This is a genomic window from Streptomyces sp. 4F14, assembly GCF_048159485.1.
Classification (GTDB): domain Bacteria; phylum Actinomycetota; class Actinomycetes; order Streptomycetales; family Streptomycetaceae; genus Streptomyces.
The window spans coordinates 497469-510446 of the sequence record NZ_JBLRVY010000003.1 but is presented as its reverse complement, the minus strand read 5'-3'; the positions used below and the strand labels follow the sequence as shown (position 1 = coordinate 510446).

Genomic DNA, 12978 nt, shown 5'->3' with positions numbered 1-12978 from the left:
GGGGGCTGAGACGCGGCGGGCTGAGGAGAAGGCGGCTCAGGTGAGGCGGACCGAGGAGAAGGGGGCTGAGACGCGGCGGGCTGAGGAGAAGGCGGCTCAGGTGAGGCGGACCGAGGAGAAGGGGGCTGAGACGCGGCAGGCTGAGGAGAAGGCGGCTCAGGTGAGGCGGACCGAGGAGAAGGTGACTGGGGTGACCGCTGCTGCGGTGAGCTGCGCCGGGGAGGAATGAGCTGAACCGTGGCACCCAGGTCCTCCGGTGCCTCCGGCGTCCCTTGGCCTCCCGGCTGCTGCGACTCCGCCGACGTCCTCAGTCCCCGCGGCGTCTCCGGCCCCTCCGATGCCCTCGGTTTCTCCGCCGCGCCTTGCTCTCCCGGCCGCCCCGACGCCCCAGACTCCCCCGACGCCCTCGGTTCCCGCGGCAAGCCTGGGCTCTCCGGTGCCCCGGGCTCCCCCACTTGCCACGATGCCCCCGGGTTCTCCGCCGCGCCTTGCTCTCCCGGTCGCTCCGACGCCCGTAGTCCCCGCTGGCTCTCCGGCGCTTCCGGCTCCGAAAGCCTTTCCGCGCGCTCCGGCGTCCCCGGTCCCCGCAGCCCCAGTTGGTCCGGCAGCCTCGGTTCCCATGCTTCCTCCGGGCGTTCAGGCGCCCCCGGTTCCCATGCCTCCTCCGGGCGTTCCGGCGTCCCCGGTCCCCTCAGCCCCGGCAGCCTCGGTTCCTGCGGCTTCTCCGGGTGCTCCGGCGTCTCCGGTGCCCTCAGTCCCGGCTGCCCCGGCTGATCCCGCAGGCTCGGTTCCCACTGGCCCGCCGGTTCCCAGAGTCCCGCCGGCTCCCACTGGCCCGTCGGTTCCCACTGATTTTTCGGGGCGTCGGTGGGGCTGTGTTCGGCGTCCCCCGGTGGCCTCGGGTGCGGGGGCTCCCACCACGGCGTCGGGTTCACCGTGCCGGACGCCGACGCGAAGCGGTCGTCCAGGGAATCCGGTGTGGTCGTGGGGCCCGTGTCGGCGGCGGCGTCGTCGTACAACTGCCCCCACCAGTCGTCCTGGTGGCCCGTGGGACTTCCCCCCTGCTGGCTCATGCCCCTAATTGTCCACCGCACGGGCCGGAAGAAAACGGGGCAACGGGAAAATGCGAGCCGTGAGCAGCGGAACGCACGGCGTGTCGCGAACCGCCCCGGACGTGTGTTCGGAACGCGGGTCGCCGGGCGGTCCCACCCCCCACGGGAGAACCACCCGGCGACGTCACGGGGCCGTACCGCAACCACGTACCGCGGCCGGCGCTCCGAGTGTGCGGGGTCTACCTGGTGATCCGCTGTGAACGAAGGGCCCTGTGAGGCGCGGCGGGCGCGCTCCTTGACCTGCGGCCCGCCCCCGCCTCCTGCACCCTGGGCAGATGGGAGTGTGGGAACTCCTGCTGGTCGGTCTGGTCATCCTGCTCGGCCTGTGCGGAGTGCTGGTACCCGGCGTACCGGGGTCGTGGCTGGTGTGGGCCGGGGTCCTGTGGTGGGCGCTGAAGGATCCGCAGCCGGTCGCGTGGTCCGTGCTGGTCGGGGCGACGGTCGCGCTGTTCCTGGCCCAGGTGGTCCGCTGGGCCCTGCCGGCACGCCGCCTGCGGGGGTCGGGCGCGACGCCGAGAACGGCCGTGTACGCCGGGCTGGGCGCCCTTCTCGGGTTCGTACTGGTGCCCGTCCTCGGGGCGGTACCGGGTTTCGTCGGCGGGGTCTACCTCAGCGAACGGCTGCGGCTCGGGCGGCACGGGGAGGCGAGGGCGGCGTCGCGGACGGTGATGCGGGCGGGCGGGTGGAGCGTACTGACGGAACTGTTCACGTGTCTGCTGATCGTGGGGGCGTGGGTGGGGGCGGTGGTGTGGGGGTGAGCCGCATGGCTGGAGACCCTCACCGGCACACGCCTCTCACAAGGTGCCCTCCAACGTGAGCAGGCTGACCTTCCGCTCCAGTCCCCCCGCATACCCGGTCAGCGACCCGTCCGCCCCGATCACCCGATGGCACGGCCGCAGGATCAGCAGCGGATTCGCCCCGATCGCCCCGCCCACAGCCCGCACCGCCGCCCGGGACGCCCCGATGCCGGCCGCGATCTCCCCGTACGTCACGGTCGTCCCGTACGGAACCCCCTCCAGCGCCCTCCACACCCGCTCCCGGAACTCCGTCCCCTCCGCCCGCAACGGCAGATCGAACTCCTTCAGCTCCCCCGCGAAATAGGCACCGAGCTGCTCCCGGGCCACCCGGAAGGGCCCGGCATCCTCACGCCACCCGACCTGAGGCGTACGCCCGCCCTTCTGCCCCGGCACGGAGAGCGACGTGAGCGAGCCGTCGGGATCGGCGGTGAGGAGCAGCTCCCCAAGGGGGCTGGGGACCCTGATGTACGTACTCATCACACTTCCTCTTCTCCACCGGAACGACCCACTCCGGGCCCTCGCACAGTCCAGTGTGAGCGGTACGGGACCCCGAGGCTGGCGGAAATCCGACATGGGGTTCCACGGAGGAAGAGAACAACGGCGTCGCACGAGGCCCCGTGCCGCTCCCGTCAAGCCGGCCGCCCCCCTCCGGCCAGCCCGACCGGGCTCAGCTATCGCCCCTCAGCCGTCCCACCCCCGCTTGGCCACCCTCTTGGCGCGGCCCTCGGCGCCCTTCGCCTTCCACTCGCGGCGGATTTCCGCGCGGAGGCGGGCGTCGGACTTGGCGGTGATCCACTGGTTCTCGCGGACGAGTTTGCGGTAGCTGTCGAGGCGGCGGGGGGAGAGGGTGCCGTCGGAGAGGGCGGCGAGGACCGCGCAGCCGGGTTCGGCGTCGTGCGCGCAGTCCTGGAAGCGGCAGTCGCGGGCGAGGTCCTCGATCTCCGAGAAGACCTGGCCCACGCCGTTGCCCGCGTCCCAGAGGCCGACGCCGCGCAGCCCGGGTGTGTCGATGAGGACGCCCCCGGTGGGCAGGGGGAGGAGGTTGCGGGTGGTGGTGGTGTGCCGCCCCTTGCCGTCGACGTCGCGGGCGGCCCGGACGTCCATGATGTCGGCGCCGGCGAGGGTGTTGGCGAGGGTGGACTTCCCGGCACCGGAGGCACCGAGGAGGACGCAGGTGCCGTACCCGACCAGCGAGGTGAGCTGTTCGACCCCGTCTCCCGCGAGCGCGCTGACCGTGAGGACCGGCACGCCGGGCGCGGTGCTCTCGACGTCCCTCACGAGGTGCGCGAGGACGACGGGGTCGGGCACGAGGTCGGCCTTGCTGAGGACGACGACGGGCTGCGCGCCGGATTCCCAGGCGAGCGCCAAGTACCGTTCCACGCGCCCGAGATCGAGCTCGACGGCGAGGGAGACGGCGATGACGGCGTGGTCGACGTTGGCGGCGAGGACCTGCCCCTCGGACCGCTTGGAGGAGGTGGACCGCACGAACGCGGTACGCCGGGGCAGCAACGTCCGTACGTAGCGCGGGTCTTGCCCCGCGGGGTCGACGACGGCCCAGTCGCCGGTGCAGACGACCTTCATCGGATCGCGCGGCACGACGAACTCGGTGTCGGCGCGCACGACGCCCTCGGCGGTGACGACATCGCACATGCCCCGGTCGACACGCACGACTCGCCCGAGGACAGCGCCCGTTGACCGGTGGGGCGTAAAGACGTCCTCCCACTCCTGGTCCCACCCGTAGGGGGCCAGCGGATGCGAGGGAACAGCAGGAACAGCAGAAACGGAGAAACTCAAGGGAAACCCTTCACAAGGGCGGCCCCGGCAACGCTCGTTGAGCGCTAGACAGTAAGCCGACGACCGCGGAAGTGGAGCAAGAACACCTGGTTGCCGCGGGGCACGCCCGCCTGGAAAGCAGCCATGACTCACACCTCCCGATCTTTCGTCGACGTCCTGTACGGAACCCGCACAGCGTAGAGAACCGGGGAATGCGTTCACCACCGGTTTTCCTCACCCGTGGCCGGTTTCTCAGAGCCGGATCAGAAGCGGATCAGAATCCGTTCGGAGATTCCCGTCGGCGACCTGTCGTACCGGCCCGTCACCTTCCAATACTCCGGGTAACCGCACGAGTTCCCCACACGGCGATCGTACGATCCCCTCCCCGCCCCGGGCGTGTCGTTCCCGCCCGTTCACCCCCCCACCGCTCTTCCCCCCGGAGCCGCCCGTGTCCTCGCTCTATCCGCTCGCGTCCACGCTGATCGACGGGATCGAACCGCCGGTCGTGGAACCGGAGCTGGTCCGGTCCGACGACGGGGAGGTCAGGGAGGTGTCGGTGCCCGCGCTGGTGCCCGCGGTCGGCTACGGCTCGCTCGCGGACCTGCCGTTCGACAACGCGACGCGGGCGCCGCGGGACGTGGTGTTCAGCAGGCGTACGGGGGACGGGCGGTGGGCGGACGTGACGGCGGAGGCGTTCGCGCGGGAGGTGACGGCGCTCGCCAAGGGCCTGATCGCGGAAGGACTTTCGCCGGGTGACCGGATCGCGGTGCTGGCGCGTCCCTCGTACGAGTGGACCTTGGCGGACTTCGCGGCGTGGGCGGCGGGCCTGGTGACCGTGCCGGTGCATCCGTCGTTCTCGCCGCGCCGTATCCAGTGGGTGCTGCGGCACTCGGGCGCGGCGGCGCTGGTGACGGAGAGCGTGTCCCAAGTGACCGCGGTGGCACCGGAGTCGGTGGGGCTGAGGCATGTGTGGGTGATCGACCGGGGGCATCTGGAGCGGCTCGCGGAGCTGGGCGAGGACGTGCCGGACGCGGAGGTCGGGGTGCGGCGCGGGATGCTCGGCCCGGGCACGCCCGCGTCGCTCGTGTACACGTCCGGCACGACGGGCCGCCCCACGGCGTGCGCGCTGACGCACGGCAATTTCTTCGCCCAGGTCGACAACGTCGTGGAGTTGCTCTTCCCGGCGTTCAAGTCGGCGGCGGGCAGGGACACTTCGGTGCTGCTGTGCGCGCCGCCGGCGCACGCGTTCGGCCGGGTCGCGGCGCTGGCCTGCGTGCGGGCGCGGGTGCGGACGGGGCACGCGCCGAGCGCCGTACCGGAGGAACTGCTGCCGCTGTGCGAGGAGTTCAGGCCGTCGGCGGTGTTCGCGACGCCCGCGGCGCTGGAGGGGGTGTTCCACCATCTGCGGGCCAGGGCGCAGGAGTCGGGGAAGCTGACGGCGTTCGACCGCTCGGCGCGGATCGCGGCCCGTTTCGGCGAGGCGGAGCAGCGCCATCGGCTCGGCCGGGGTGAGGGTCCGGGGCGGACGCTGCGGGCGGCGCGCGCGGTGTACGACCAGAGTGTGTACCGGCGGCTGCGGTCCTCGCTGGGCGGCCGGGTGGGGCACGTGGTGTGCGGCGGGTCGGCGCTGCGGCGGCAGTTGGCGGCGTTCTACACGGGTGCGGGCGTCCCCGTGTACGAGACGTACGGGCTGACGGAGGCGACGGGCATCGCGGCTCTCGCGCCGCCGCTGCGGCCCCGGCTGGGCACGGCCGGCCATCCGCTGCCGGGCACGGCGGTCAGGATCGCCGCCGACGGGGAGATCCTGCTGTCCGGCGGCCATGTCCTGCACGGCCGCTGGGACCCCGGCGCGACCAAGCTGCTGCCCGCCGCGCCGGGCGGCTGGCTGCCGACCGGTGACCTCGGGCGGCTCGACGAGGAGGGGTATCTCGTCGTCACCGGGCGGCGTTCCGACACGCTGACGACCATCAACGGACAGCGAGTTGCTCCGCTGGCCGTCGAGAACCGTTTGCGGGCCCACCCGTTGATCTCCCGGGCCGTCCTGGTGGGCGAGGGCCGCCCGTACGTCGTCGCCCTGCTGACCCTCGACCCGCCCGGTCTGACCCACTGGCGCCGGACCGCGAAGCGCACCGACACGCCGTACGAACTGCTGCTGGACGACGCCGAGTTGCGGGCCGTCCTCCAGGAGGCGGTGGACGAGGCGAACACGGCGACGGGCGCGGGGATCCGGCGGTTCGCGGTGCTGCCGGGGGACTTCACGCAGACGTCGGGGCATCTGACGCCGATGGAGACGCTGCGGAGGGACCGGGTGCTGGGGGACTTCGCGGGGGAGGTGGAGGGGCTGTACCGGTGAGGTCAGTCCACGCAGAGCCGGTACCCCACCCCCCGCACCGTCCTGATCAGCGTGTGCCCGGGATCCCCCAGCTTCCGCCGCAGGTAGTAGACGTACGTCTCCACACTCCCCGACTCCGTGCGCCGCTGCCACACCCGTTCCTGGAGCTGCTCCCGGGTCAGCACGCGTCCGGGGTTCTCCAACAGGTAGCGCAGGAGGGCGAATTCGGTGCCGGTGAGGTCCAACGGGCGCCCGGAGACCCGGACCTGGTGTGCGTCGAGGTCCATCTCGACCTCGCCGGCGCTGAGGTGGCCGACCGCCGGGACCGCCGTACGGATGCCGCTGCGGCGCAGCAACGCCCGTACGCGTGCGGCGACTTCGCGGAGTTCGAAGGGTTTCGTGACGAAATCGTCGCCGCCGAGGTCGAGGCCGCGGACGAGGTCGTCGACGCCGCCGCGTCCGGCGAGGAAGAGGACGGGGACGGTGACGCCGCGGGCGCGCAGGATGCGGCAGACCTGGAAGCCGTCGATGTCGGGGAGGCGGACGTCGAGGAGGACGAGGTCGGGCAGTCCGCGGGCGATGAGTTCAAGGGCCTGGCGGCCGGTCGAGGCGGTGCTCACCCGGAATCCGGCGAACTCCAGCGCCATGGTGAGCATGCCCCGGACGCTGTCCTCGGCGTCGACGACGAGGATGCGCGCGGAGACAGGGGTGGTCATGTCCTGCCCCTCCGTGCTTGAGTTATCAACATCTACGGAACGTATCGTCACACATACCGGCGAGTAACTGAACTTGCCCGTGGCACGGTCCGGCACACACGAACGCCCCGGACCTTCACAGGTCCGGGGCGTTCGTGAAGTTCCCTGGCCGGCTCCCCTATTCGCAGGGGTGCCCGTTCAGCGTGAACCCGTAGGGCGCCGTGTTCTTGCCCTCCCAGGACGCGAGGAACCCGAAGGAGAGCGTGCCGCCCTCGGCGACCGACTTGTTGTAGTCGGCGGCGGTGGCGATGACCCGCGAGCCCATCTGCGCGAGGGACGCGTCCCACATCTGGTCGACGTGCTGGCCGTCCTTGAAGGACCAGGAGACGTGCCAGTCGGTGAGCTTCTCGACGGTCGTGACGGTCACGGTCGCCTGGAAGCCGTCGGGCCACTGGTTGACGAGGTCGTAGGTGACCGCGCAGAGCGCCCTGCCCTCGGAGGAGCCGCCGCCGCCCCCGCCGGAGGACCCCCCGGGCGTGCTCGGCGACTCGCTCGCCGCCGCCGACGAGGTGCCCTGCGGCTCCGGGTCGGTGCGCCCGCCCCCGTCGGACGGCGAGGGGCTGTCCGACTTCGGCGTGGGCGTCTCGAAGGAGGGCACGCCCCCGACGACCGGCGTGGAGTCGGTCGGCGTCCCCCGCGAGGCCGTCTCGTCGCGGGTGTCGTTCCCGCCGAACGGCATCAGCGACACGCCGAGCGCAAGCACCGACACCAGTACGGCGGCCACGAGCAGCCCGCCGCGCAGTGCCTTCGCCTTGGACGCGGCGGACCTGGCCGCCTCGCTCTCCGGGTCGTTCAGGTCGGGCCGCCCGGCGCCGAGCCGTACCTCGGCGGCGCGGCGGCGGCGCTCCAGGTAGGCGAGGCCGCCCCAGCCGATGACGCCGCCCGCGAGCGCGGCGGGCAGGCCCCCGCCGTGCAGGCGCAGACACGCGGCGGCCTCCGCGCACTCCACGCAGGTCGCGAGGTGGCGGGAGAGGTCCTCGGGCGTGTCGGCGGCCGGTGAGCGGGTGACCGCGTCGAGGAGGCGGACGTAGGAGCGGCACTCCGCGTCGAGCGGCGTGTCGAGGTGGTTGCGGTGGCAGCGGTCCCGGAACAGGCCGCGTACCTCGCCGAGCTGCTCGGCGGCGTCCTGCGGGTCGAGGCCGAGGCGGCGGGCGACGGCGCGCAGCGGGAGCGCCTCCACCTCGGCGAGCCACAGCAGCGCGGCGTCGGGTTCCTGCATGTCACGCAGGCCGCGCAGGGCGATGGGGCGGCTGAGGGGCGGGCCGGTGTAGCGGGCGGCCTTGTCCGAGTTGAGCCACAGGCGCAGGTCGGGGTCGAGGCGGTGCCCGTGGCCGCCGGCCTCCCAGCCGGCCGCGCTGGTGCGGACGGCCGTCAGCAGCAGGGGTATTCGGGGCAGCCGCGCGGAGCGGCGGCCGATGCTGCGGGTGCCGTCCTCGGCGGCCCGGGCCTCGCGGATGCCGAGGGCGAACGCCTCACGGGCCAGCTGATGGGCGGCGGTCGAGCCGGCCGTGCACAGGTCGGCGTACGAAAGGACGGCGTCCCAGCACTCGGAGAACAGCGCGGCTTCCGCGGCGTCCTTCGGGGTCGGCAGGTCGGGCATGGGTCTCCTGCATTCGAATGCGAGGTCAACTCACCATAGCGGTTAAGGAGTTGGGGGGAACCTCGCGGCAGGGCCGAAGCTTTTCACGTCATCCGCACAACTGACAAGCGCGGTATTCAAAAGCGCTTACCGCGGGTTGCCAGTTCGTGCCGAAGGTCGACAAAGCGCCCTGACGTGAAAGACGGCCGGTCCCGCACGAGAGGCCCGACTTCGGACCTTCATACGGGACCGGCCGCCTTCGCGCTCAGTCCGTGCCCTATCCGTTACACAGCCGCCTCGGCTACACCGCCGCCTCGTCCTTCGCGGGCAGGCTGTCCATGAAGGAGCTGACCGAGAAGACCGCGCGGCCGGGGCCGGGGTCGCCGTAGCCGGGCGGGGAGGAGAGGCCGAAGTCCTCCATGGTCTGCCGGTACGCCTGGAGGAGGCGGATGTGGTACTCCAGCGGGGCGCCCGCCGGGTTGGCCTTGCCGAGCGGGGTCGTCGGCTCCGGGCACCAGGTCGTGAACCGGGGGGTGATGCCCTTCGACATGAAGAAGCGCAGGCCCTCGGTGGTGGAGTCGATCGCCTCGTCGACCGTCTTGAAGCCGAACGGCTCCGCCATCTCCACGCCGGCCACGAAGTTGGGGATCACGTTGCGGGCGCCGAAGATCTCCGCCGAGTCCAGGATGCGGCGGTGCCACTCGTCGCGGCCGACGTACCGCTCCTTCCCGGGGCAGTACATCTTGAACAGGTACTCGTCCCACACCTCGTAGTTGGGGTGGTAGATCTGCACGCCGTAGTCCTTGAACCGCTGGACGTCGTCCTTCGGCAGCGCCTGCGCCACGACCTTGCCGATCCAGCGGCCCGGGAAGCGCTCCTCGATGGCCTTGGCGTAGTGGCCGTAGAAGTCGGCCTCGTCGCGGCCCGAGACGGTCTTGGTGATCGCGCCGCCGGTCAGCGTGTAGGCGGTGGACGCCTTCGCGGTGTCGTAGCGGTCGATGATCTCCAGCGCCTCAAGGACCTCCTCGACGTCCTTGACCCCCGTGTACGGGCGGCCGGCCGCCTTGTGCTGGCGCCAGTTGTGGTTGATGTCGCAGTACTGGCACTCCTCCTTGGCGCCGAAGTACTGGCAGACCCGGAAGACCGTCAGGTAGATCAGATAACCCCACTGGATCGTCGGGGCGACCTCCATCACCGACTTCCCGTTGGAGAGCTTGTGCCGGTAGTACTCCGGCATCGGCGGCACCCCGACGTCCGCGATCCGCTTCCCGTCCAGGTACAGCCCGAGCATCCCCGAGTCGTCGGCCGCGACCCGGTACGGCGACGCCGGGTTGACCCGCACGGACACGACCGTCCGCCGCAGGTCGTAGGGCCCGCCGGTCAGGATGATCTCCTCCGGCGGCCGGCGCAGCGCGGCCTCCCCCAGCTCGGGCAGAGTCCCATGATCGAACGAGAAGATGAAGTACGACTTCGGCTTCACCTCCCCGCCCTCGTTGTCACTCAGCGCGGAGGCGTCGAAGGCCACTCCCCCGCGCAGCAGGTCCTCCTTGAAGACCGCTTCCCGGGGCACCTCCGGAAACCGCTCCATCAGATCCTCGACCAGCGCGGTACGGCTGCCCATCCCGTCACTCCTCCCGCTACACACGTACGACTCCTCACGGTATGCCCCCGCGAGGGGTGACGTGGGGGCGGGGTCCCTTTACGGGGGCGTCAAGATTTCCCGGCAGACGATTTCAGCGGCCATCCACCTGTTTTCCCTACGGCGCTCCGCGCACTCCCCGACGCAATTCCGCGCACCCCTTTCCGCCCGGCGGCAATACGCGGCGCCGGCATTCCGGCGACCGCGCACATTCCCCGCCGTCCGCCCCCTCGCACCGGCCTTCACCCCGACGGGGTAGGTTTCCCCCGCATCCCCTCGGAAGCCGGAAGGACGGCCTTATGACCGCGAGCGTGACCAACTGGGCGGGCAACATCAGCTTCGTGGCGAAGGACGTGGTGCGGCCGGACACTCCCGAGGGGCTGCGGAAGGTGGTCGCGGGGAGTGACCGGGTGCGGGTGCTGGGGAGCGGGCATTCGTTCAACCGGATCGCCGAGCCCGGGGCCGAGGGCGTGCTGGTCTCGCTGGACGCGCTGCCGCGTGTGATCGACGTCGACACCGCGCGGCGTACCGTCCGGGTGGGGGGCGGGGTGCGGTACGCCGAACTCGCCCGGTACGTCGACGAGTCGGGGCTCGCGCTGCCCAACATGGCTTCACTGCCGCACATTTCGGTCGCCGGGTCGGTCGCGACGGGGACGCACGGGTCGGGGATGAGGAACGGTTCCCTCGCCGCTCCCGTCCGCGAGGTCGAACTCCTCACCGCCGACGGCTCGTTGGTCACGATCGGCCGAGGCGACGAGCGATTCCCCGGCGCCGTCACCTCGCTGGGCGCCCTCGGTGTCGTCGTCGCGCTGACCCTGGACCTGGAACCGGCGTACGGCGTGGAGCAGTACACGTTCACCGAACTCCCCCTGGAGGGGCTGGACTTCGAGACCGTGGCGGGCGCCGCGTACAGCGTGAGCCTGTTCACGGACTGGCGGGAGCCGGGGTTCCGGCAGGTGTGGGTGAAGCGGCGGATCGACGAGCCGTACACGGGGTTCCCGTGGGCCGCGCCCGCCGCCGAGAAGCTGCACCCGGTGCCGGGGATGCCGGCGGAGAACTGCACGGAACAGTTCGGCGTCGCCGGGCCCTGGCACGAGCGACTCCCGCATTTCAAGGCGGAGTTCACCCCGAGCAGCGGCGACGAACTCCAGTCGGAGTACCTGCTCCCGCGCGAGCACGCGACGGCCGCGCTCGGTGCAGTCGGGAACGTCCGGGACGCGGTCTCCCCGGTCCTCCAGGTCTGCGAGGTCCGCACGATCGCGGCGGACGAGCAGTGGCTCAGCCCGGCGTACGGCCGCGACTCGGTGGCCCTGCACTTCACGTGGATCGAGGACACCGCGGACATGGCCGCGGTGCTGCCCGCCGTCCGCGCGGTCGAGAGCGCTCTCGACGCCTTCGGTGCCCGCCCGCACTGGGGGAAGGTCTTCACCACCGCCCCGGCGGCCCTGCGCGAGCGCTACCCGCGCCTCGACGACTTCCGCGCCCTGCGCGGCGACCTGGACCCGGCCGGGAAGTTCACGAACGCGTTCGTTCGCGAGGTGCTCGGCGACTGACCGCCGGCCGACTTTATCAACCCCCTTTCCGAACCCTTGTCGAATGGGGGGAGGCCCCCATAACCTGGCGCGGCGCCGGAGCGACGCTGCTCCCGCGCGGGTGGAAGGGATGGGGGCAACTCCGGTGAAGCGCACATCACGCGACATCCGCACCGCGAACCGCTACGAGGTGCTGCGCCAGATCATCGCCCGCTCGCCCACCTCCCGGCAGGAGCTGGCCGCCGAGACCGGCCTGAGCCTCGCCACGGTCGCGACCCTCGTCGGGGAGCTGCTCGACCTCCGGATGATCACGGAGGTCGGTTTCGAGGACTCGGCGGGCGGCCGTCCGCGCGGCCTGGTCGCCGTGAACACCGGCGGCGGCGCCCTGATCGGCGTGGACATCGCGGAGACGTACGTCCATGTCGAGCTGTACGACCTCGGCCTGAACGTCCTGGCGCGGGCGCAGGAGCGGATGCGCCCGGGGCAGAGCCGCCCGGAGCAGGTCGTCGCGCACATCGCGGCGGCCACCGGCTCGGTCGTCGCCCAGGCCGGGGTGGACGCGGCGCGGGTGCTGGGCGTCGGGGTGAGCATGCCGGGCCAGGTGGACCGGGCGACCGGCATCTCCGAGTACGCGCCCAACTGGGACTGGCACGACGTTCCGTTGCTCGACCTGCTCTCCGAACACATCGCGTACCCCCTCTACCTGGAGAACCCGCTGCGCGCCTGCGCGGTCGCCGAGCTGTGGTTCGGGGCGGCGCGCGGGCACGGCGACGCGGTCGTGGTGATCCTCGGGACGGGCGTGGGCGCCGGGCTGATCCTGGGCGGGGCGGTGCACCGGGGTGTCAGCTCCAGCGCCGGGGAGTGGGGGCACTCCACGCTGGTCCTCGACGGCCGGCTCTGTCACTGCGGCAACCACGGCTGCGTCGAGACGTACGTCGGGGCGCCCGGGATCATGCAGAACATCAGGGAGTTGAGCCCGCGCAGCCCGCTGCTGCACCCCGGTGACCAGTCGGCGACGCTGGACGCGCTGGCCGCCGGGCTCGCCGAGGGCGATCCGCTGGCCGTCAAGGTGGTCCGGGATCTGGCCCGCTACCTCGGCGCGGCCATCGCGGACCTGGTGAACGTCCTCAACCCGGAGCTGATCGTCCTCGGCAGCTGGGTCGCCGCGCGCCTCGGCGAGCCGCTGGTCCAGGAGGTCCGCGAGGCGGTCGCCCGGCACGCCCTGAAGCGGCCCATGGCCGCGACCCGGATCGTCCTGTCGTCGATCCCCACCGACTCCGCCTGCCTCGGCGCGGCGACGCTCGCCCTGGAGGGCGCGTTGCAGTCCGTCGGGCAGAGCGGCGGCAAGCGCACCACCAAAGCAAGGAGCCGTACCGCACCACCTTCATGACGAACGAAGGGATGCAGTCTTGTCGAGATCACTGATCACAACCGCCTTGGTAGCACTGGCAGTTGGCTC

Annotated in this window: 9 protein-coding genes and 1 pseudogene; 5 read left to right on the top strand and 5 right to left on the bottom strand. The window is 71.9% G+C overall.

The annotated features are described in order from the left end of the window. A pseudogene (locus ACLZOT_RS06980) lies at nt 1-229 on the top strand (hypothetical protein); the annotation flags it as partial. A gap of 1158 nt (nt 230-1387) precedes the next feature. Then, nucleotides 1388-1870, top strand: coding sequence for a DUF456 domain-containing protein (locus tag ACLZOT_RS06975; protein ID WP_416967851.1), 483 nt, complete (start codon nt 1388-1390; stop codon nt 1868-1870). A 36-nt stretch (nt 1871-1906) separates the two neighbouring features. On the opposite strand, the gene ACLZOT_RS06970 is transcribed toward ACLZOT_RS06975, so the two are convergent. Together ACLZOT_RS06970 and rsgA are read right to left on the bottom strand one after the other, a co-directional pair. Then, nucleotides 1907-2386, bottom strand: a complete 480-nt coding sequence (locus ACLZOT_RS06970) for a methylated-DNA--[protein]-cysteine S-methyltransferase (RefSeq protein ID WP_416967850.1) — start codon at nt 2384-2386, stop codon at nt 1907-1909. A 204-nt stretch (nt 2387-2590) separates the two neighbouring features. Continuing rightward, nucleotides 2591-3703 carry a ribosome small subunit-dependent GTPase A gene (rsgA, locus tag ACLZOT_RS06965; RefSeq protein ID WP_416967849.1) on the bottom strand — a complete coding sequence of 371 codons (1113 nt, stop codon included), beginning with the start codon at nt 3701-3703 and terminating at the stop codon, nt 2591-2593. A 427-nt stretch (nt 3704-4130) separates the two neighbouring features. Between rsgA and ACLZOT_RS06960 the strand changes: the two genes are divergently transcribed. Continuing rightward, nucleotides 4131-6035, top strand: a complete 1905-nt coding sequence (locus tag ACLZOT_RS06960) for an AMP-dependent synthetase/ligase (protein WP_416967848.1) — start codon at nt 4131-4133, stop codon at nt 6033-6035. A 2-nt stretch (nt 6036-6037) separates the two neighbouring features. On the opposite strand, the gene ACLZOT_RS06955 is transcribed toward ACLZOT_RS06960, so the two are convergent. The 3 genes from ACLZOT_RS06955 to ACLZOT_RS06945 all read right to left on the bottom strand — a co-directional run bounded on the left by ACLZOT_RS06955 (nt 6038) and on the right by ACLZOT_RS06945 (nt 9969). Then, nucleotides 6038-6730, bottom strand: a complete 693-nt coding sequence (locus tag ACLZOT_RS06955) for a response regulator transcription factor (protein WP_416967847.1) — start codon at nt 6728-6730, stop codon at nt 6038-6040. A gap of 157 nt (nt 6731-6887) precedes the next feature. Beyond that, nucleotides 6888-8369, bottom strand: a complete 1482-nt coding sequence (locus ACLZOT_RS06950) for a cellulose binding domain-containing protein (RefSeq protein WP_416967846.1) — start codon at nt 8367-8369, stop codon at nt 6888-6890. Nucleotides 8370-8649: 280 nt separating this feature from the next. Beyond that, on the bottom strand, nt 8650-9969 hold the full coding sequence (locus ACLZOT_RS06945; protein ID WP_416967845.1) for a radical SAM protein: 1320 nt from the start codon (nt 9967-9969) through the stop codon (nt 8650-8652). Nucleotides 9970-10286: 317 nt separating this feature from the next. Between ACLZOT_RS06945 and ACLZOT_RS06940 the strand changes: the two genes are divergently transcribed. Together ACLZOT_RS06940 and ACLZOT_RS06935 are read left to right on the top strand one after the other, a co-directional pair. Further along, on the top strand, nt 10287-11540 hold the full coding sequence (locus tag ACLZOT_RS06940; protein ID WP_416967844.1) for a D-arabinono-1,4-lactone oxidase: 1254 nt from the start codon (nt 10287-10289) through the stop codon (nt 11538-11540). A 124-nt stretch (nt 11541-11664) separates the two neighbouring features. Continuing rightward, complete coding sequence (locus tag ACLZOT_RS06935) at nt 11665-12909, top strand: ROK family protein (protein WP_416967843.1); 1245 nt, start codon at nt 11665-11667, stop codon at nt 12907-12909. The last annotated feature ends 69 nt before the right edge of the window (nt 12910-12978 follow it).

What these genes read in the sequence shown, in the direction of transcription:
- ACLZOT_RS06975 (WP_416967851.1), top strand. Translation starts at nt 1,388, where the DNA reads ATGGGAGTGTGGGAACTCCTGCTGGTCGGTCTGGTCATCCTGCTCGGC.
- ACLZOT_RS06940 (WP_416967844.1), top strand. Translation starts at nt 10,287, where the DNA reads ATGACCGCGAGCGTGACCAACTGGGCGGGCAACATCAGCTTCGTGGCG.
- ACLZOT_RS06950 (WP_416967846.1), bottom strand. Translation starts at nt 8,369, where the DNA reads ATGCCCGACCTGCCGACCCCGAAGGACGCCGCGGAAGCCGCGCTGTTC.
- ACLZOT_RS06955 (WP_416967847.1), bottom strand. Translation starts at nt 6,730, where the DNA reads ATGACCACCCCTGTCTCCGCGCGCATCCTCGTCGTCGACGCCGAGGAC.
- ACLZOT_RS06970 (WP_416967850.1), bottom strand. Translation starts at nt 2,386, where the DNA reads ATGAGTACGTACATCAGGGTCCCCAGCCCCCTTGGGGAGCTGCTCCTC.
- ACLZOT_RS06945 (WP_416967845.1), bottom strand. Translation starts at nt 9,969, where the DNA reads ATGGGCAGCCGTACCGCGCTGGTCGAGGATCTGATGGAGCGGTTTCCG.